This is a genomic window from Salinigranum rubrum (genome assembly GCF_002906575.1).
GTDB lineage: Archaea > Halobacteriota > Halobacteria > Halobacteriales > Haloferacaceae > Salinigranum > Salinigranum rubrum.
The window spans coordinates 3,636,946-3,655,443 of record NZ_CP026309.1; the positions used below are offsets into that span (position 1 = coordinate 3,636,946).

The 18,498-nt window shown below is 68.0% G+C and carries 18 protein-coding genes; 12 read left to right on the plus strand and 6 right to left on the minus strand.

From position 1 onward, the window contains the following. Window positions 1-46: 46 nt before the first annotated feature. Together C2R22_RS17855 and C2R22_RS17860 are read right to left on the minus strand one after the other, a co-directional pair. The gene (locus C2R22_RS17855) at window positions 47-1,837 is read right to left on the minus strand and encodes a site-2 protease family protein (protein ID WP_103426963.1); all 1,791 of its coding nucleotides are present in this window, start codon (window positions 1,835-1,837) and stop codon (window positions 47-49) included. A gap of 710 nt (window positions 1,838-2,547) precedes the next feature. Further along, a complete protein-coding gene (locus tag C2R22_RS17860) occupies window positions 2,548-2,820 on the minus strand; it encodes a hypothetical protein (protein ID WP_103426964.1) in 273 nt (90 codons plus the stop codon). Between the two features lie 93 nt (window positions 2,821-2,913). On the opposite strand from C2R22_RS17860, the gene C2R22_RS17865 reads away from it, so the two are divergent. Next, a complete protein-coding gene (locus C2R22_RS17865) occupies window positions 2,914-3,456 on the plus strand; it encodes a hypothetical protein (RefSeq protein ID WP_103426965.1) in 543 nt (180 codons plus the stop codon). Window positions 3,457-3,473: 17 nt separating this feature from the next. Here C2R22_RS17865 and lysS read toward each other — a convergent pair whose 3' ends face one another. Both lysS and pyrH read right to left on the minus strand, forming a co-directional pair. Continuing rightward, entirely contained in the window at window positions 3,474-5,147 is a 1,674-nt protein-coding gene (gene lysS, locus C2R22_RS17870; RefSeq protein ID WP_103426966.1) for a lysine--tRNA ligase, read from the minus strand. Continuing rightward, window positions 5,144-5,863 carry a UMP kinase gene (gene pyrH / locus C2R22_RS17875; protein ID WP_103426967.1) on the minus strand — a complete coding sequence of 240 codons (720 nt, stop codon included), beginning with the start codon at window positions 5,861-5,863 and terminating at the stop codon, window positions 5,144-5,146. The genes lysS and pyrH overlap by 4 nt, the downstream gene beginning before the upstream one ends. Before the next feature lie 147 nt (window positions 5,864-6,010). Here pyrH and C2R22_RS17880 point away from each other — a divergent pair, with 147 nt between their 5' ends. From C2R22_RS17880 to C2R22_RS17895, 4 genes are all read left to right on the plus strand, one after another. Continuing rightward, on the plus strand, window positions 6,011-6,805 hold the full coding sequence (locus C2R22_RS17880) for a molybdopterin synthase (protein ID WP_103426968.1): 795 nt from the start codon (window positions 6,011-6,013) through the stop codon (window positions 6,803-6,805). 340 nt (window positions 6,806-7,145) lie between these two features. Next, a complete protein-coding gene (locus tag C2R22_RS17885; RefSeq protein ID WP_103426969.1) occupies window positions 7,146-7,406 on the plus strand; it encodes a DUF7123 family protein in 261 nt (86 codons plus the stop codon). 142 nt (window positions 7,407-7,548) lie between these two features. After that, a complete protein-coding gene (locus C2R22_RS17890; RefSeq protein ID WP_103426970.1) occupies window positions 7,549-8,682 on the plus strand; it encodes a site-2 protease family protein in 1,134 nt (377 codons plus the stop codon). An 85-nt stretch (window positions 8,683-8,767) separates the two neighbouring features. Then, window positions 8,768-9,631, plus strand: a complete 864-nt coding sequence (locus tag C2R22_RS17895; protein ID WP_103426971.1) for a hypothetical protein — start codon at window positions 8,768-8,770, stop codon at window positions 9,629-9,631. A 97-nt stretch (window positions 9,632-9,728) separates the two neighbouring features. On the opposite strand, the gene thiL is transcribed toward C2R22_RS17895, so the two are convergent. Continuing rightward, on the minus strand, window positions 9,729-10,625 hold the full coding sequence (gene thiL, locus C2R22_RS17900) for a thiamine-phosphate kinase (RefSeq protein WP_103426972.1): 897 nt from the start codon (window positions 10,623-10,625) through the stop codon (window positions 9,729-9,731). 355 nt (window positions 10,626-10,980) lie between these two features. On the opposite strand from thiL, the gene C2R22_RS17905 reads away from it, so the two are divergent. From C2R22_RS17905 to C2R22_RS17935, 7 genes are all read left to right on the plus strand, one after another. Beyond that, complete coding sequence (locus C2R22_RS17905) at window positions 10,981-12,021, plus strand: lysylphosphatidylglycerol synthase transmembrane domain-containing protein (protein WP_103426973.1); 1,041 nt, start codon at window positions 10,981-10,983, stop codon at window positions 12,019-12,021. A 63-nt stretch (window positions 12,022-12,084) separates the two neighbouring features. Further along, the gene (locus C2R22_RS17910) at window positions 12,085-12,540 is read left to right on the plus strand and encodes a 30S ribosomal protein S19e (RefSeq protein WP_103426974.1); all 456 of its coding nucleotides are present in this window, start codon (window positions 12,085-12,087) and stop codon (window positions 12,538-12,540) included. A gap of 173 nt (window positions 12,541-12,713) precedes the next feature. Further along, the gene (locus C2R22_RS17915; protein ID WP_103426975.1) at window positions 12,714-13,079 is read left to right on the plus strand and encodes a DNA-binding protein; all 366 of its coding nucleotides are present in this window, start codon (window positions 12,714-12,716) and stop codon (window positions 13,077-13,079) included. Further along, window positions 13,079-13,672 (plus strand): DUF7411 family protein, encoded by a 594-nt coding sequence (locus tag C2R22_RS17920; RefSeq protein WP_103426976.1) that lies wholly within the window; start codon window positions 13,079-13,081, stop codon window positions 13,670-13,672. The genes C2R22_RS17915 and C2R22_RS17920 overlap by 1 nt, the downstream gene beginning before the upstream one ends. A 209-nt stretch (window positions 13,673-13,881) precedes the next feature. Further along, window positions 13,882-14,775: a DMT family transporter gene (locus tag C2R22_RS17925; protein WP_103426977.1), complete on the plus strand. Its 894-nt coding sequence runs from the start codon at window positions 13,882-13,884 to the stop codon at window positions 14,773-14,775. A 667-nt stretch (window positions 14,776-15,442) separates the two neighbouring features. Continuing rightward, on the plus strand, window positions 15,443-16,765 hold the full coding sequence (hisS, locus tag C2R22_RS17930; RefSeq protein ID WP_103426978.1) for a histidine--tRNA ligase: 1,323 nt from the start codon (window positions 15,443-15,445) through the stop codon (window positions 16,763-16,765). A 69-nt stretch (window positions 16,766-16,834) separates the two neighbouring features. After that, window positions 16,835-17,293, plus strand: a complete 459-nt coding sequence (locus C2R22_RS17935) for a universal stress protein (protein ID WP_103426979.1) — start codon at window positions 16,835-16,837, stop codon at window positions 17,291-17,293. Window positions 17,294-17,323: 30 nt separating this feature from the next. On the opposite strand, the gene C2R22_RS17940 is transcribed toward C2R22_RS17935, so the two are convergent. After that, the gene (locus C2R22_RS17940) at window positions 17,324-18,421 is read right to left on the minus strand and encodes an AI-2E family transporter (RefSeq protein WP_103426980.1); all 1,098 of its coding nucleotides are present in this window, start codon (window positions 18,419-18,421) and stop codon (window positions 17,324-17,326) included. Window positions 18,422-18,498 lie beyond the last annotated feature (77 nt).

Here is an 18,498-nt window from a genome sequence, read left to right on the forward strand (position 1 = left end):
GGGTTGACGTGCGTCCGCGGTCCGACCTGCCTCGACTCGGCCCGACTCAGTTCAGAAGCGTCGGACCGAAGATGAGCAGGACGAGCGAGGCGAGCATGACGAGGCCGATGCTCGTCGTTACGGTCCGAACGAGCGCGTGGGGGCTCTCGACGGGGAGCCGAGAGACGACGGCCTCGGTCCCGGTGCGGAGGATACGCCCGCCGTCGAGCGGATACCCCGGGATACAGTTGAACAGACCCAGTTGGAGGTTGATCCACGCCGTCCAGAAGAGGAGGTTCGCGAGGACGAACACGCCGTCGCCGAGGGCCGACAGCGGCCCCTGAACGACGTAAAAGTTCGTCACCGTGGGCGTGAAGCCGGGGAAGTTGGGGATGCCGAGGATGACGGAGGCGAGCGGGAGGATGAGCGCGACGTAGACGAGGCCGAGGGGGGAGTCGACGACGTTCACCGGGGACGCTCCGCCCTCACCGCCGAGGAGCGAGAGGTACGTTCCCGCGGGGTACGACCGCGCGCCGAAGTCGGTGAGCACTAACCCACTCGTCCCGGGGAAGATGTTCACCCCGAGGAAGCCGTTACCGTCGCGGGGGTTCTCACCGAGCGTGACCGCGTACACCTCCTCGTTGCCGTCGACTCTCGCTCTGACCTCGACTTCCTGCCCGGGGTCGGTCCCGTCGAGCAGGGTGTTGAGGTCCGTCGAGGAGGTGACGCGCTCGCCGTCGAACCCGGTGACGATGAGGGTGCCGTTCGTCGGCGCGCCGGCCTCCGCGAGCGGGCCGTCGGGAGCGACCTGCGTGATGTACGCGCCGATGGGGATGGTGACGACGCCGCGACTGGTCGAGAGGCGGGCCATCGTCGAGTCCCCGGCGGCCGCCTGGAAGCCCGCTCGCGTGAACACCTGCGTCCCGTTGACCGCGGAGACGGTGATGGGGTCGTCGTCGTTCGAGACGGTCAGGTTCGCCGGATTCCCGCCGACGGAGCCGACGACGACCAGTTGTCGGTCGACCGAGACGGTCGTCGGCCCGCCGCCACGGTCGACCCTCGCCTCGACGGTCCGGTCGTCCGTCGCCGACAGGACCGCGTCGAGTTCACCTTCGGTTGAGACGTTCTCTCCCGCCACGCTCAGGATGCGGTCGCCGCTCCCGATGCCCGCGGCGGAGGCGGGCGAACCGTCGAACGTCCCCTGGACGGCCATCCCGGGGGCGACGCCGACGGCCCCGATGACGGGACCGAACAGGAGCGCGAAGGCCACGACGGTGACGGCGAAGTTGTTGGTCACGCCGGCGGCGAACATTCGGGTCCGTCCGCCGCGGTCGGCCGCACGCTGGCTCTCCTCGTCGGGTTCGACGAACGCGCCGACGGGGATTACCGTGAGGAAGACCAGCCCCATCGACTCGATGTCGATTCCCTCGACGCGGCAGAGGAGACCGTGACCACCCTCGTGGACGACCAGTCCCACGAGCAGGCCGAAGACGATTTCGGGGGCGACAGAGAGCGGGAGGAAGTCGTTCACCCCCGGGATGACGAGGAAGTTTCGCGGCTGGTTCACCTGCGTCGGCGCGGGCGGATTCTGGAGGATGCTGAGCCCCTGAAAGAGGAGGAGGGCGAAGGTGCCGATCATCACGACGAGCGTGATGCCGACGCCGATGTTGCTCCACGCGCGCCAGAACCGCTTCGGTCCAGCGAGCCAGTTGAGGAAGTCGCGCCCACGCTTCGTGTGGAGAGTGGTGAGCGGTCCCTGGACGCGAACGGAAGAGGGTAAGATTCCACGTGACTTCAGGAAGAACGCGACGAACGAGTACGCGAAGACGCCGACGAGGACCCAGACCAGCGTGTTCATCAGACGTGGGGAGGGGAGCGACGCCCAAAGACGTTCGGATTGCACGCGTGCCGCAGCGCTCACGCCCCGTCCGGCGGGAACGAGGCGGCTTGCGAAGTCACGCGGACGGCCAGCGAGGAGCGGGGGATGCCCCGGTGGTTCGCGCCGTCAACTCCCGCCTCGGGAGAGTTCGTGTGCACTCTGTAGTCACCCGTTACAGAGGCGAAGCCACCCCAATTTAGTTGTTTTTCCGATATGTATTTGTGTCTGACGCGCGCAAGACGAGACGATGGTTGTCACCACGACCGTTCGGATCTGCCTCGACTGCGGTCGGGACAACCTCGCCAGGCAGGGCGAGGAGATCGACCGCTGTCCCGACTGCGATTCGATGGCGATCTGCTAACGGCCCCCGGTCGACGTTCGCCTCCGCGGTCTGAGGGTCCCCTTGCGCGTTCTCTCGGTGAACGCCGACCCGTCCGCCATCGTCCGTTCCGCTCCGAACCCGGGGTTGCGTCGTCGACACGCTCCCGTCACACGCTCTGATGACCCGTCCGCCACGACCGCTACGCGTGCTGCGGTTTCGTGAGCGCGTCGAAAAAACGACCGACGGGCGACCGACAACCGACCGACACACGTCTCGTCGCCCGATGGCCCGGCGCGGCGCTCGTGCGCTGACCCACAGACGGAGTCACGCCGTCGGGCGGACTGGAGACGAGGCTCGGGACGTCGTGTTACTCCGTCGAGGCGGATTCGGACTCCGATTCCGACTCCGTCGGTTCGAGTTCGATTTCGGTGAACTCGGCCTCGCGGGCGGCGCGCTTCCGCGAGACGAGGTACGCGACGGCCACGATTGCGACGAGACCGAGGAGGACGAGCCACCGTCGGTTCCCGCCGCGTGTGTGCTCTTCGGTGTCTATCTCCTCCGCGTCGGTCGCCTCGGCGTCAGTGTCGGATGTCCGGTCGCCGTCCGTCTCGCGTCCGCGTGCGATGTCGAGAATACCCATCCCCTGGGTGATGGACGGCGACCCTCTTGAGCGTGTCCCTCACGACGAGGCCCGAGGTTGATATACCGTGCCGACGCCCACTGTCCTGGTAGCATGTTCGACGCCACCCACTACGAGGTCCGTCAGAAGTTCGGCATCAGGACGTGGTACAACGTCTACGAGGGCGACGCTCCGGACCCGATCCTCACCGCGAAGAAGAAGAAACTCAAGCTGAAAGAGGACTTCCGGTTCACCACGCCCGACGGCGAGGAGGCGTTTCGAGTCAAGGCGGACAGCGTCCTCGACATCGCCGCCGCGTACGACATCGTCGACTCCCGGTCGGGCACCAGAGTCGGGAGCGTCAAGCGCGAGATTTCCTCGATGTTCAAACACGAGTACACCCTGCTGGACGCCGACGGGACGCCCGTCGCCGTCCTCCGCGAGGACAACCACCTCATGGCCGCGCTCAGACGGCTGGTGACGACGCTCATCCCCTTCTCGTACGACATCGTCACCCCGGACGGCGAGAAAGTGGGCGACGTGGGCGAGCAGTTCTCCCTCCGGGACAAGTACACCATCGACCTCTTCGACGACACCGTCGACCCGCGACTCGTCGTCGTCGGGACGGTCGTCGTCGACGCCATCGAGGGGAACTGAGCGTTCGAAGGGTGAGGTTACTCCTCTCGACGGAGTCGCCGCACCACGAACGTCCGGTCGAGTTCGCCGAGGAACTCTCCCAGTCGAGGACCGGAGTCGGCGTCGAAGAAGAGCCGGTACCCGGCGTTGAAGAAGTCGCCCGTCTCCACCCCGTAGTTGTCGGGGAGTTCGTACATCTGCCCCTGGATCTCCTCGCCGGAGTGGCCCGCGGCGACGAAGTCGGCGAGGTCGTCGAGGGCCGCTTCGACACTCGGATCGAACTCCGTCTCCGGCAGGTCGGCCTGCAGGCGGTAGTTGTATTCGTTGTCCATGCGCTCGGCCCACGCGCGGGCCCGTTCGACCCGTGCGAGGGCCGCCTCGACCGCCCACTCGGGCGTGTCGTCGGCGAGGTGGCCCTCGTTGCGCGCCATTTGCTCTCTGAGTTCCCGGTCGTCGGTCATCCCGAGGACGGCGGCGAACGTGTAGGGGATGCGCACCCGCTCTCCCCGCACCTCGTCCACGACGAAGGGGTAGGCGCGCTCGGCGAACTCCTGAAGCGTCGAGTCCTCGACTTCGCCGAAGTACGTCTGTTCGAAGCGGTCGAACTCGTCGACGAGTTGGTCCATCCGCGAGAGGTCGAAGTCCTTCGCCTTCTTCGGGTTGCGAGCGAAGAAGTACCGGAGGACTTCGGGTTCGAGGAGTTCGAGCACCTCGTCGACGGTGACGACGTTCCCCGACGAGGAGGAGAGCGGCTCGCCGTTGAGCGTGAACCACTCGTACGTCATCGGGACCGGCGGCTGGATTTCGAGGACGTTCTCGGCGATGTCCTCCCCCGACGGCCACGACCCCTCCGCGTGGTCCTTGCCGAAGGGTTCGAAGTCGACGCCGAGCACCTGCCACTGCGCCGGCCACTCGAACCGCCAGGGGAGTTTGCCCTCCCTGAAGGTGGCCGTTCCCTCGTGCCCACAGCCCTCGATCTGCTGGCCGCCGGCTTCCAGCCCGGAGCAGACGTAGTCGACGGTGCGGGCGTCGAGGTCGATGGCTCGAACGTCGGTCGTGAGCCGCTTACACTCCGAACACTGCGCCATGAACGGGACGTACGCGTCGTCGACGCCGTCCTGGTACGCGCTCAGGACCTCTCGGGCCCGGTCCGCGCGCGAGAGGACGTGGTGGACGACGTCGTCGAACTCGCCCGCCTCGTACATCGCGGTGTTCGAGAGCATCTCGACCGGAACGCCGATGCGCTCGGCGCTCTCGGCCAGGAGAGCGGTGAAGTGTTCGCCGTAGGAGTCGTGGTCGCAGTCGTCGAACGGGTCGGGGATGTCGGTGTACGGCACTCCTAAATTCCGGCCGAGCGCGCCGGCGTCCACGTCGCCCAGCCCGACGAGGTTCCAGTCGGCGTCGGCGAGCGTTCTCGGAACCTTCCTGAGGGCGTCGCGGTCGTCGGAAGTAAAGACCTGCCGGACCTCGTGGCCGCGCTCGCGGAGCACCTCGGCGACGTAGTAGCCGCGCATGATCTCGTTGAAGTGACCGAGGTGGGGGATGCCCGACGGCGACACCCCACCCTTGATTACGATGGGGTCGGTGGGGTCGCGGGCCTCGATTTCGTCGGCCACGTCGTCGGCCCAGAAGGCGTGGTGTTCGGAGGCGGCCGTGGAGTCGGGGTCGACGCCGCCTACGTCGGTGTCGGCGTTGGCGTCGGAATCGCTCATCGCTGTGCCCAGTAGCTCGGGTCGTCGTCCGTCCCCCCGGGGACGATGTCGGTCCCCGAGTGCTCGCCGCGCAGGGCCGCAGCCTCGATTCGACTGGGGTCGGTGCCGTCGAGGACGATAGTCCGCATCTTCGAGCGCTCGATGAGCTTCGCGGCGAGGAGGTCCACCGGGGCGGAGGCGCCCGCGTTCATCTCGATGTCGCCGATGACGTCGACCAGGTCGCTCGCGGAGAGGCTCCCGTACTTCTCGGCCGTGGATTCGACGTTAGGGTCGGTGTTGTAGACGCCGTCGACGCTCGTCGCATAGATGAGAAGGTCGGCGTTGACGTACTCGGCGAGCGCCGCGGCCACCGCGTCGGTGGTCTGTCCGGGTGAGACGCCGCCCATCACGGAGACGTCGCCGCGCCTGATGGAATCGCCGGCGTCCTCGTAGGTGTGTGCGGGTTTCGGGTCGACGCGCGGGCCGAGCGCCGCGATGAGGAGGCGGGCGTTGATACGCGTCACGTCGATGCCGAGCTGGTCGAGTTGGACCTCGTTCGCCCCGAGGTCGCGTGCGGCGTTGATGTAATCACGCGCGACGCCTCCCCCGCCGACGACGATGCCGAGTTCACAGCCCTCCGTCGCGAGGGACTCGATGACGGCTGCGTGGCGCTCGACGCGCTCGGGGTCGAGTTGCGGTGCGAGGACGCTCCCACCGATAGAAATCACGACTCTCATTTGCTCGGGATTGCCGAGAGCGGGGCTTAAGAGTTGCCAAGTCCGCAGGGCTCGGGGGGCACCGCCCGCGAGAGCCGAAACGAGCGACCAGCAACTCCGACCGCCGCAGGCGACACCCTAAAGCCGATTCGTCTCCGCGGAGAGAGTATGCGAATATTCGGCATCGCCGGTCCCGGTGCGGACGACCTGGCTGGGCGACTCGTCCCCCGCCTCGACGGCCCCGTCGCAGCGATTCGGGCGGACGAGTCGGTCACCCACGACCCGGATGGGGCGAGCGCCGCGTACCGGCTTGACACTGACGGCGCGTGGGAGGCACGGGGAGCCGACCGCTCGCTGGACGAACTCCTCGACGAAATCGCCCCACGATACGCGTACGCCGTCTGTCTCGGCGTCGACCGGAGTGACGTTCCGTCGGTCGTGCTGGGTGACGCGGACGCAGACGCGGACGGAGTCGAGGGAGACGTCCTCTACGCGACCCCCAACGTCGAGACGGCGGACGTCGACGCGATTCTCGACGCGCTCGACGGTGTCGAGCCGTACGTCACGCTCGGGACGCTCGTCGACCGGGTCAAGTCGTCGCCGCGGGCCGAGCGCGCGGGCGCCATCGCCACGTTCACCGGACGCGTCCGCGCGAAGGACGGTGACGACGACCCGCGAACGACGGCCCTGGAGTTCGAGAAGTACGAGGGCGTCGCAGAGGAGCGCATGGCGAGCATCTGCCGCGAACTCGAAGGTCGAACGGGGGTCCTCGACGTCGAGATGCACCACCGAACGGGACTCATCACCGACGGCGAGGACATCGTCTTCGTCGTCGTCCTGGCCGGCCACCGCGAGGAGGCGTTCCGAACCGTCGAAGACGGAATCAACCGCCTCAAGGACGAGGTGCCGCTGTTCAAGAAGGAGGTGACGGTCGAGGACACGTTCTGGCGTCACACGCGGTGACCGGAGAACGCCGACAGCCGGGACGAGCGGCCCGCCGAACCCCGCCCGAGCGCGCTCGACGGAGGCGCGTGTGCCGGCTCGAACCCCGTCCGAACGAGAAATCCTTGCCGGAAGGTTCCGGATTTCCGACCCGATACGCGTCTTTCACGCCACATTAAATTCGTATCACACCGGGTGCGATTGAAAACCTGTGCTCGTGGAATAAAACGTCTAAACGTTTCTCGAAGAGTCCTGAATCGTTCGTGAAACGTCGTGAGGGGCTGAAACCATCCGAACTGCCCCGAACGTTCCTCCGTTTATATACTATCCCAGGGCCATCCCAGTAATCGAGGTCAAGACAATGAGCGCAACCGTGACCCCCTCCACCGACGGCAGCTCGAAGGAAGAACGTCTGAAGCAGTACCTGCTCGAGAAGGCGCAGGACGGCGAGATGTACTTCAAGAGTAAGTTCATCGCGGACGACGTCGGGCTGTCGCCCAAAGAGATCGGCGCCCTGATGGTCAAGCTCCGCGACTCCGCGTCCGAGCTCGAAATCGAGAAGTGGTCGTACACGTCCGCGACCACGTGGCGCATCGAACGCCGCGACGCACTCACGGCCTGAGACGCGCCGGCGACGAGTCGAGACGGTCGTCGAACCGCCCGCACGCGTCCCCGCGGTCCCCCTTCCTACGGTTGTTTTTACCCCTGGAGAGCGGCGGCGCCGGCGGACAGGATTTATAGCCACGTCACCCCTACCGCGAGTGATGGATTCGGCCGAGTCGGACGTGCCATGGGAAACCCTCCGGTCGGTCTTTCACCTCCGCGAGACGTACCGGGACGGGGATCGGATCCTCTTCTACGGCGAGACGCTCGTCCCGCGGAGCACGCTCATCGAGGAGGTCTGGCCGGCGTTCCGCGAGGCGGGATACGACGCCCGCCTCGCGACGACGCGTTCGGGACGGGAGGACGTCGTCGTCGCCGAACCGATCGCGAACGGACCGGAAGGAATCCCGTGGAAGAACCTGGGACTGTTCGTCGCGACGGTCCTCTCGACGCTGTTCGTCGGGAGCGTCGCGTGGTACTACGTCCCGCTCGAACAGCTCCAGCGGAATCCTCTGACCATGCTACAGGCGTGGCCCTTCACCGCCGCCGTCCTCGGCGTGCTCTCGGCGCACGAACTCGGCCACTACCTGCTCGGGCGGTACCACGGCGTCGACGTCTCCCTCCCCTACCTCATCCCCTTCATCTTCCCGTTCGGGACGCTCGGCGCTATCATCCGGATGCGCGGGCAGATGCCCGACCGCCGGACGCTGTTCGACATCGGCGTCGCCGGCCCGCTCGCCGGACTCGCGGCCACGGTCGTCGTCACGGTCATCGGCCTCTCGCTCGACCCGTTGACGGTCCCCGCGAGGGTGCTCGAACAGAGCGGCGAGGTCATCGTCTTCAACAACCCGCCCCTCCTCGACCTCATCGCGGCCGCCATCGGCCAGCCGACGAGCTACACCGACCCCTCGAAGACCGTCCACCCGGTCATCATCGGCGGGTGGGTCGGGATGTTCTTCACCGTCCTCAACCTCCTCCCGGTCGGCCAGTTGGACGGCGGACACATGCTCCGGGCGATGCTCGGCGAGCGCCAGGAGACCGTCGCCGCCGTGGTTCCGCTCGCCCTCTTCGCTCTCGCGGGGTACCTCTACTACGCGCGCGGCCTCGGTCTCAACGAGTCGGTGGGGCTGTGGGCGTTCTGGGGGCTGTTCGCCACCGTCATCGCCTACAACGGGCCGGCGGACCCCATCGACGAGACGCCGCTCGACCGCCGCCGACAGGCCATCGGCGTCCTGACGTTCGCCCTCGGCGCGCTCTGTTTCCTCCACGTCCCGATCCAGATCGTCAGCCTCTGACGGTGTGCGGCCGTCCACGCGTCGCGCAGAGCCGAAGTATTCGGTCCACACAAAGTATTCAGGACGCCGGGAGCGGGAAACGGACATGCACCGACGAGCGGTCCTCGCTCTCTGTGGTGCCGGTCTCTCGGGCCTCGCGGGCTGTTCCTCGGAACAGCGGGGCGGAGAGCCAGCGGACGACACCAGCGCCTCGCCGACAGCGGCCTCCACGGCAACTGCGACGGCGACGCCCCCCGAGACGGAGCTGAGAGTCGAACTCGACGCCCTCCAGCCGGCGCTCGTCGAACTGGACGTCGACTACTATCGACTGGTGGCGGAGGACGACCGCCAGTACCTCGTCCTGGCCGTCGATGCGATCTCGGGACCGCCGCCCTCGCGGTCGGCCCTCGTCTTTCGGTTCGACGGAACCGACCACACGCCGAGAACGTGGGAGCGAATCCCGGCACGTCAGTCCGACAGGTCGGGGAGTGAGCAGTACTCCAGCGAGAACGGGGCCGGCTGGGTCGCCTTCGACCTGCCGGAGACCGGCGACGCGAGCGACGCCGCGCTCGTCTGGCCGGGCGGCGAGTGGCGTCCCGACGACGGGCTCCGGAGGCGACTGACGGCGCCGTTACCCTCGCTGTCGCTGGTGGAGTGGCGAGGGCCGGAGACCGTTCCGCTCGACGGCACCACGACGTTCGAACTCACGGTCCGAAACGAGGGAGACGAGACCGGGCGGTTCGTCGGCGCGATCAACGGAGAGGGATGGTATCCGCACCGACCCGTCACGCGTCTCTCGCGACGAGTTTCCCCCGGTGAGACCGCCACGTGGGAGGTCACAGGCGAGGAGATAGACCTCCCGGAGGCGGACTGGTCCGAGCGCGTCGGCGACGAGGAGTCGGACCTCCAGTACGAACTGATCTGGCCCGGCGGCAACGAGTGGAAGTCCATCCGTATCGTCGACGAGTAGGCGACGCTGAGCCAACCGGGGAAAGCGACTCCGCTCTGTCAGCGACCGAGCCCACCTCATCGATGCGGCCCGGTGATTCGACCGTGCCGAGACCGCTTCACTCGCTCCCGTGGGTGTACCCGCGGTCGGGGAGCGGGTCGTCGTCGACGGTGACGCCCGACTCGGCGTCGACGACGCGGCCCACGCGAGTGAGCGACACCTCGCAGTCCGAGAGGGCCGCGGTCGCGTCGTCGACAGCGCGCTCGGGCAGGGTACAGACGAGTTCGAAGTCCTCGCCGAAGTACACCCCCAGGTCCCACGCCTCCGCGGCGTCCACGGTCGACGTCAGCTCCTCGGTGAGCGGGACGCGGTCGGCGTCGACCGCGAACCCGCACTCGGAAGCCTCCGCGAGTTGGTGGAGCGACCGGGCGAGGCCGTCGCTGGAGTCCATCATCGCGGTCGCGTGGGCCGCGAGGCGTTCGCCGGCCCCGACCCGGGGAGTGAACCGGAAGAGGTCGTTGCCGCGGTCAGGGTCGCCCGCCTCGAAGGCGCGGAGCCCGGCGGCGCTCCTCCCGAGGGAGCCGGTCACGCAGACGACGTCGCCCGGCGTCGCCCCCGACCGGAGCACCGGGTCGTGGTCGCCGCGACGACCGATGGCCGTCGTAGCGACGGTGAACTCCTCGTGGTGGTCGAGGTCGCCGCCGACGTACGCGGCGTCGACGCGCTCTGCGACGTCCTGTGCCCCCCGGACGAAGTCGACCAACTCGCCCTCGTCGAACCGCGGGGCGGCGTAGGCGGCGACGGCCGCGACGGCGGGGACGCCCATCGCGGCCACGTCCGAGAGGGAAGCGCCGACGGCGCGCCACCCGGCCGTGTAGCGCGTCGTCCCCGCCGGGAAGTCCGTCGTCTCGTGGAGCATGTCCGTGGTGACGACGAGGTCTTCGACCACGGCCGCGTCGTCCCCGGCAGCGGGGAGCGCGTCGGCGAGCATCCGGAGGGCGGTCCGCTCGTCCATGCTCCGTTCGGTCGTTGGCTGGTGGGGAAAAGCTTCCCTTCCGTCGCAGTGTTCGGCGAGTACGGAGCGGTCACACCGCGAGCCTGGACCGGTCGGGAGAGTCGCAGTACAGTCGGTGCGAGGGAGGGACGTGCGGTCGTTAACGCTGCTGCTCCGACAACCGACCACCCGTCACTCACGCTGTCGGTCCTGCACCCGAGCGCCCCTCCCTCACACCGTCGCTTCTGCAGCCGAACACAGTCACTCGTTCGATACAATCAGGCCATCCGTCCACGACACGTACATCGAACCGGCCTCCGCCCCCTGGGACGCTCCCTTTCGGAGCCTTAATGCACCCGCTCGCCCACCCGCCGATATGGGCCGCGAGAACCTCCGCGCGACACTCGTCGGATTCGCGGCGACGCTCGTGGTCTTCGCCGTCCTGTTCTACACCGCGGGCGTCGACGACCTCGTCGCACAGGTGACGAGTGCCGACCTCCGCTACGTCGCGCTCGTCCTCCTCGCGACGTTCGCGTGGCTCGCCGCGTGGGCGGGCGCCCTCCGGACGGTGCTTGGCGTCCTCGGGGTGGAGCTCTCGTGGCTCCGCTCCTTTCTCGTGTTCTGCGGCGCGATGTTCTCGAACAACATCACGCCGTTCGGTCAGGCGGGCGGCGAGCCCGTGACGGCGCTGCTCATCAACCGCTCGACCGACGCGGAGTACGAGACGGGGCTCGCCGCCATCGCCAGCGTCGACACGCTCAACTTCGTCCCCTCGATCACCATCGCGCTCATCGGCGCGGGCTACTACGCGACCGAGGTGACGCTCGGTCGCCGGCTCGAAGTCGCCATCGCCGCGGTCGGCGTGCTCGCCATCACCGTTCCGTCGCTCGTCTACGTGGGCTGGACCCGCCGGTACTCGCTGGAACACCGCGTCGTCGAGGCGCTCGTTCCGTTCATCCAGGCCATCGCCCGCGTCGTACCGCGCGTCTCGGTCCCCACGGCGGAGGGGCTCGAACGGCGCATCACCGGCTTCTTCCGCGCTATCGAGCGGGTCGCCGCCAACCCCCGGAAGCTGGCGATCGCGCTCGCGCTCTCGTCGTTCGGGTGGGGGTTTCAGATGATCGCGCTCTGGCTCGCGTTCGTCGCCATCGGGGAGCCCATCGCGCTCTCCATCGCGCTGTTCGTCGTCCCCATCGGCGCCATCGCGGGCGTCACACCGCTGCCCGGCGGTGCCGGCGGCATCGAGTGGACGCTCGCCGTCCTCATCGCCGCCGCCTCGCCCGCGGTCGGGTTCAAGATAGCCACGGCGGGCGTCATCGTCTTCCGCGGCTTCGTCTACTGGACGCCCGTGATCCTCGGGGGACGGTCCTCGGAACGACCGGCGTCGGCCGCCGGTTTTGATCGGCGAGGCGTGTGAGAATCCGGCACGCAGCCGGTGTGATACGATGGGTTTAAACGCCGTCCTCGGGAACTATCGTCCATGGTAACCCTCTATGACGTCCCGGCGGACGACCTCATCGAGGCGGTCGCCGCAGAGCTCGAAGAGCGAATCGAGCAACCGGCCTGGGCAGAGTTCGTGAAGACCGGCTCCGGTCGCGAACTGCCGCCCCAACAGGACGACTTCTGGTACGTCCGTGCCGCCTCGCTGCTCCGGAAGCTAGCTATCGACGGCCCGAGAGGCATCGACCGCCTCTCGACGGAGTACGGCGGCAAGAAGCGCGGCTCCACGCGCTACCGAGTCGCGAAGGCCGGCAAGTCGAGCGGGTCGAAGAAGGTCATCCGCACCATCCTCCAGCAACTCGAAGAGGAGGAGCTGGTGACGACGGTCAAGGGCGAGGGGCGCCGCATCACGCCCGAAGGACATAGCTTCCTCGACTCCGTCGCGGGCGACGTCCTCGAATCGCTGGACCGCCCCGAGCTAGAGCGCTACGCCTGAGACGGTTCGCGGTCAGCACCCGGCCGTCACCGCGAGGCGACGACACCCGGGAACGACCGACAACGGGCCGTACGAACGCCACGTCCGCTGGTCTCGCCGACGCGTTGGTGAATCCTCACGTCTTCGTCTGAGGGTCCGTAACCGTTTTTTGTCGTAACCGCGAAGACTCGCGTATGAGTGGTACTCCGGACGACGACAGGCTCGAAGAGCTCCGCGAGAAGAAGATGCAGGAACTCCGAGAGCAACAGCAGCAAGGCGGCGGCGCGAGTGCTGCCGACGAGGAGGCCCAGCAGGCCGCACAGGAGCAGGCGGAGGCGCAGAAACAGGCGCTGCTCAAACAGCACCTCACCGACGGGGCACGCCAGCGGCTCAACGCCGTGCAGATGTCGAAACCCGACTTCGCCGACCAGGTCGAGCGACAACTGGTGGCGCTCGCACAGAGCGGCCGGCTCCAGAGCCGCATCGACGAAGAGCAGATGAAGAGCCTGCTGAAGGAGATGCAGCCCGACTCGAAGAGCTTCGACATCCGTCGCCGGTGATGGAGCTGGCGCTGTTGTACAGCGGCGGGAAGGACTCCACGTTGGCGGCGCTGCTTCTCGATTCCTTCTACGACGTGACGCTCGTGACCGGCTGGTTCGGCGTGACCGACGACTGGCGGCACGCCCGCGAGGCGGCGGAGACGCTCGGCTACGGCTTCGAGCGCGTCGAACTCGACCGGAGCGTGGCACAGGAGGCCGTCGACCGGATGCAGAGCGACGGCTTCCCCCGACACGGCATCCAGCAGGTCCACACCCACGCGCTCGAACGCGTCGCGGAGCTGAACGTGACCGCCATCGCCGACGGGACCCGCCGTGACGACCGCGTGCCGACGGTTTCGCGGGCACAGGCGCAGTCGCTCGAAGACCGCCACGACGTGGACTACCTCTCGCCGCTGTCTGGCTTCGGTCGCCGGGCCATCGACCGCCTCGTCGAGCGGCGACTGGAGGTCGAATCCGGTCCGAGCGCCGAAGTGAAGAAGGCCGACTACGAGTCGGAGCTCCGCGAACTTCTCACCGAGCGGCACGGTCGGAGCGCCGTGGAAGCGGTGTTCCCCGACCACACCCAGACGCGGGTCCGTGGGCTGAAGGAGTGACGTGAACGGAGCGCAGCGAAACAGCCCGTCCGAGCGTCGTCGAAGACCGGGCGTGACGGTCGGAGGAGCGTGCGACCGACGAGTCCGCGGACGACCGAGTTCGCGGGGTCGAAGACGGCACCGTCGCCTTCGTGCCGTCGCTACACGACCGGACGGCCTCGGACCCAAATCCGAACGTCTTTCTCCGCCCCGCGGCGACGACGAGGTAGATGGTCCTCGGTTCTCTCCCGCTCTCCCCCGGCATCGGTTACGCCGTCGTCGCCGCGTTCGTCTGGGGAACGTACATCTTCGCGCTGAAGCGCTACTTCGCCGCGTACCCGGGGACGGTGCTGACCGTCGTCGTCAACACTGCCGCCATCGCGTGGTACCTCCCGGTCGCGGTGTCGGGGGTTCGAGCGGATGGTCTGCCCACGGCCGCCTCGTTCGGTGTCTGGGAGGTCGGCGTCGTCGTCGGCACCGTCGTGACGACTGCCGCCGCGTTTCTCGTGTTCCTCTACGCGCTCGATGCGGGTGAGGTGTCGTACGTCGCGCCCATCAACAAGATCGTGCCCGTGTTCGTGCTTCCCATCGAGGTGCTGTTCTTGAGCCAGCGGCTGACCCCGCTGCAGGTCGGCGGCGTCGTCGTCGCCACGCTCGCGGTGTACGTCGCGAACTACCGGCGTGGGAGCCTGCTGGACCCGCTTCGAAAGGCGGCGTCGGCCCGACCCGCGCAGCTCGCGCTTCTGAGCGCCATGTGCTACGCCGTCAGCGACGTGGGCAAGCGGCTCGCCCTGCAGGAGCTCGGTCTCCAGCCCGAGCTGTGGGTGCCGACGCTCCTCCTCGGCGTGACCGTGGTCGTCCTCCCGCTGGCGCTCCGCGAGTGGGTGTCGGTGCGGGGGGACCTGCTGAAGTTCGCCCTCGCGGGCGCGGGCGTCGCCGTCGGCGAGCACGTCACCTCGCTGGCGTTCCAGCAGGTGCCCGCGAGCATCGCCTCGCCCATCATCAACACCCAGGCAATCGTCGCCGTGTTGCTGGGTGGAATCGTCCTCCGTGAACGGGCGTTCGCGACGCGGCTGGTGGCCGCGGGGCTCGCGGTCTGTGGTGTCAGTCTCATCGCGCTGTAGGTGCTGTTCGGAGAGAGACGCCAGGAGTCGCACGGCGTGTTCGTCGATTCGGCGGGGTTGATAGGCTGGGCGGTGAGAAGAGGTGCAGGACGCGTGACGAGTGGGGCAGGCAGCACCGAGACCGCGCAGAACGGATACTGGACGTCACGAGCGGAACCGACAGCACCGAGACCGCGCGGTCGTCAGGGCGGTGTGACCGCAGCCTCGCCCTCCCCAGCCGATTCGTTCAGTCACTCGCGTTGCTCGTTCCCTCACTCATCCCTCGCGCGTGAGTCACGCGGCGAGCCCGCGTGACGTCACGCGCCACCGCGTCGTTGCGGTCGGCGCGTGAGAGCGAGCGACCCCTGGGAGCGAGCGAACGCGCGAGGGACGCGGCCGAGTGCCGTCTCGGCCGCACCGGTTGGGGAGGAACGAGGCTGCGGTCCACCGCGCCCGTGCACCGCGCGACCATCGTGGTCGAACCGACATCATCGAATCGAACCGACATCACCGAAATCGAAGCGCCCCCGCACCTGTTCGCACCGACGTTACTCGTATCGAACCGCCCTCACACCGCCACCACCGACTCGTCCCGCACCAATGCATCGAACCGAGACGTCCACCGCTCCACCGAGCATCGAAAGGCGGGATGTGAAAGCTTTCAAGCCCGCCTCGCAAACCGACGCGCATGTACGACCGACTGAAGGGGTTCCGCGACTTCTACCCCGAGGAGATGACCGCCCGGCGGGAGGTGCTCGACACCGTCGAGGCGACGGCGGGGAGGTACGGCTTCCGCGAGGTGGGAACCCCCGCTCTCGAACGGACCCGGATGTACGTCGACAAGAGCGGCGAGGAGATCGTCGACGAACTGTACACCTTCGAGGACAAAGGGGGCAGAGACGTCGCGCTGACGCCCGAGCTCACGCCGACGGTGGCGCGAATGGTCGTCGCGAAGGGCCAGGAACTCTCGAAACCCATCAAGTGGGTGTCGACGCGGCCGTTCTGGCGGTACGAGCAGGTCCAACAGGGGAGGTTCCGCGAGTTCTACCAGACGAACGTCGACGTCTTCGGCTCCGCCGAACCCGAAGCCGACGCGGAGATACTCGCCTTCGCGGCCGACGCGCTCACGAACCTCGGTCTCTCGGAGGGGGAGTTCGAGTTCCGCGTCTCCCACCGCGACATCCTCGGCGGTCTCCTGGAGTCGATGGCCGGCGACGGGGGGAGCGAGACCGACGTCGATATCGACGTCCGCGACGCCATCCGGGCGGTCGACAAGTCCGCGAAGGTCGAACGGAACGAATACTACGACCTCCTGCACGACGCGGGCCTCTCGTACGACCAGGCCCGCGAGTTCGACGACCTCCTTTCGAGCCAAGACCTCGACGCCCTCGTCGAGTTCGCCGGCACCGACCGGGTCGAGTCGGCGGTTTCGAACCTCCGGCGAGTGCTCGACGCGACCGAGGACTTCGGCGTCCGCGAGCACTGTACCCTCTCGCTGGAGACGGCCCGTGGACTGGACTACTACACCGGCGTCGTCTTCGAGTGTTTCGACACCACCGGGGAGGTCTCCCGCGCCGTCTTCGGCGGCGGCCGCTACGACGACCTCATCGAGTCGTTCGGCGGTCAGTCGACGCCCGCGGTGGGCGTGGCGCTCGGCGACGCCACCCTCCAGTTACTCTGTGAGCGCGCGGGCGCCTGGCCGGACGAGGAACTCGCGACCGACTACTACGTCCTCACCGTCGGCGACACGCGCGACGTCGCCGCCCGAATCGCTCGCGACCTCCGGTCGCGCGGGCACGTCGTCGAGACCGACCTCTCCGACCGGGGCTTCGGCTCACAGCTATCGTACGCCGACACGGTCAACGCGGAGACGGTCGTCATCGTCGGGGAGCAGGACCTCGCGAACGGCGAGGTAACGGTAAAAGAGATGGCGTCGGGCGAGCAGACGACGGTCCCCGTCGACGAGTTCCCCGGCGAGCACGACGAACCGCGGTACGGCGACTTCGTCTGAGCGCTCGACCCCGCTCGCGGGGAGCGAGCCGTCGGGGCGTTTAACATCCCCGGCGGCGTTTTCGGTCACATGTACGACAGGATACTCCTCCCGACTGACGGGAGCGGCCCGAGCGAGGCCGCGCGTGACCACGCCATCGGCCTCGCGGCGGCGTACGACGCGACCCTCCACGCCATCTACGTCGTCGACGACGACGCGCTCCGCGCGGCGCGTATCGACTCCGACGTGGTCGTCGAGGGGTTCGAGACGGAGGGCGAGTCGCTCCTCGACGAGGTGGCGGCGTCGGCAGCGGGCGCCAGCGTCGACTGCGAGACGGCGGTGCTGCACGGCCACCCCCACGAGGTCATCACCGAGTACGCCGCCGACAACGACGTCGACCTCATCGTGATGGGGACCCACGGCCGCCACGGCGTCTCGCGGTTCCTGCTCGGGAGCGTCACGGAGCGAGTCGTCCGGACCAGCGACGTCCCCGTTCTCACGGTCCGGAGCGAGGACGCGGACATCGAGGACGACGCCGAGGACGTCTAAGTCCGACGGCGGGTCGCGGCCGCTCCCGTCCTAGAAGTCGTCGAGTCGCATCTGGTCCGGTGAGAGGCCGTCGGGTTCGTCCGCCCCGAGGAGCCGAGGGAGCGCCGTGTTCGCGAACGTCAGCCCGATGACCAGGGCGATGGGCGCGAAGAAGAGGCCGTAGAAGCCGAGCACGACCGGGCCGAGCGTGTACGCGAGCATGAGGAGTCCGACGTGCGTGTTCTTCCCGCTCAGGAGCGGGCGGAGCACCAGGTCGGGGATGGTGTCGACGACGACCACCGCGACCACGAGCAGGACGACGACGTACAGGAGGAGCGACGAGTCGCCGCCGAGGACGACCGGCAGGGCGGTGATGGCGGTCAGCGGGAGGTAGACGACCTTCATCCCGACGACCGGGATCAGGCTCGCGGCACCGGTCAGGACGCCGGCCAGTGCCGGATACGGGACTTCCGCGGCCGCGGGGGCGACGGCGTTGTACCCCGAGAACGCGGCGATGGCGATGAGCGAGACGGCGATCACGTTCAGCAGGTTCCCGAACAGCACCGCCTCCAGTTCGTCGTCGACGGCTTCGAGGTACTCGCGGACGATGGCGTCGTCGTCGAACCGCAGCAGCCACTCGCGGATCCGGTGCCCGTCCAGGAGGAGGTAGTAGGTGACGATGACCGTGATGAAGAGGTTGAGGAAGAAGTTCGAGACGACCGTCGTCAACAACATCGCGTGCTGGCTGAGGAAGTCGATGACGGGCGAGAGCTGACCCGCCTGGTACGCGTCGTAGAGCCCCTGCACGGTCAGGTCGGGGATGGTTCCGATCTCTCCGAGCCAGTCGACGTGCGCGGCGGCGACGTCGATCAGCGCGTACTCTTCGACGAACTGCTGGGCCTCGACCGCGAGCAGGACGGCCGCGTAGCTCACGACGAGGAGGAGCGGGACGGCGAGCGCCGACATGACGATGACCGCGCGGATTCGGGCCGGGAGACGAAGCCGTCGCAGCGACCCGTAGAACCGGCGCGTCGAGTAGTAGAGGAACACCGAGACGGTCAGGGGGGCGATGAACTGGAGGGCGAGCGCGCCGAGGACCACGGCGACGAGGAGGCCGAACAGGGCGACGACGAGTCGTTTCTCGTCCATACGGACCCACACCCCGGTTCAGGGCATAAACCTGCGGACGCGAATACAGGAGCTGAGAATCGCCCGAGCGGGCGCGG

Excerpts from the sequence above, each read along its gene's own strand:
- C2R22_RS17855 (WP_103426963.1), bottom strand. The coding sequence starts at position 1,837 with ATGAACACGCTGGTCTGGGTCCTCGTCGGCGTCTTCGCGTACTCGTTC.
- C2R22_RS17860 (WP_103426964.1), bottom strand. The coding sequence starts at position 2,820 with ATGGGTATTCTCGACATCGCACGCGGACGCGAGACGGACGGCGACCGG.
- C2R22_RS17865 (WP_103426965.1), top strand. The coding sequence starts at position 2,914 with ATGTTCGACGCCACCCACTACGAGGTCCGTCAGAAGTTCGGCATCAGG.
- lysS (WP_103426966.1), bottom strand. The coding sequence starts at position 5,147 with ATGAGCGATTCCGACGCCAACGCCGACACCGACGTAGGCGGCGTCGAC.
- pyrH (WP_103426967.1), bottom strand. The coding sequence starts at position 5,863 with ATGAGAGTCGTGATTTCTATCGGTGGGAGCGTCCTCGCACCGCAACTC.
- C2R22_RS17880 (WP_103426968.1), top strand. The coding sequence starts at position 6,011 with ATGCGAATATTCGGCATCGCCGGTCCCGGTGCGGACGACCTGGCTGGG.
- C2R22_RS17885 (WP_103426969.1), top strand. The coding sequence starts at position 7,146 with ATGAGCGCAACCGTGACCCCCTCCACCGACGGCAGCTCGAAGGAAGAA.
- C2R22_RS17890 (WP_103426970.1), top strand. The coding sequence starts at position 7,549 with ATGGATTCGGCCGAGTCGGACGTGCCATGGGAAACCCTCCGGTCGGTC.
- C2R22_RS17895 (WP_103426971.1), top strand. The coding sequence starts at position 8,768 with ATGCACCGACGAGCGGTCCTCGCTCTCTGTGGTGCCGGTCTCTCGGGC.
- thiL (WP_103426972.1), bottom strand. The coding sequence starts at position 10,625 with ATGGACGAGCGGACCGCCCTCCGGATGCTCGCCGACGCGCTCCCCGCT.
- C2R22_RS17905 (WP_103426973.1), top strand. The coding sequence starts at position 10,981 with ATGGGCCGCGAGAACCTCCGCGCGACACTCGTCGGATTCGCGGCGACG.
- C2R22_RS17910 (WP_103426974.1), top strand. The coding sequence starts at position 12,085 with ATGGTAACCCTCTATGACGTCCCGGCGGACGACCTCATCGAGGCGGTC.
- C2R22_RS17915 (WP_103426975.1), top strand. The coding sequence starts at position 12,714 with ATGAGTGGTACTCCGGACGACGACAGGCTCGAAGAGCTCCGCGAGAAG.
- C2R22_RS17920 (WP_103426976.1), top strand. The coding sequence starts at position 13,079 with ATGGAGCTGGCGCTGTTGTACAGCGGCGGGAAGGACTCCACGTTGGCG.
- C2R22_RS17925 (WP_103426977.1), top strand. The coding sequence starts at position 13,882 with ATGGTCCTCGGTTCTCTCCCGCTCTCCCCCGGCATCGGTTACGCCGTC.
- hisS (WP_103426978.1), top strand. The coding sequence starts at position 15,443 with ATGTACGACCGACTGAAGGGGTTCCGCGACTTCTACCCCGAGGAGATG.
- C2R22_RS17935 (WP_103426979.1), top strand. The coding sequence starts at position 16,835 with ATGTACGACAGGATACTCCTCCCGACTGACGGGAGCGGCCCGAGCGAG.
- C2R22_RS17940 (WP_103426980.1), bottom strand. The coding sequence starts at position 18,421 with ATGGACGAGAAACGACTCGTCGTCGCCCTGTTCGGCCTCCTCGTCGCC.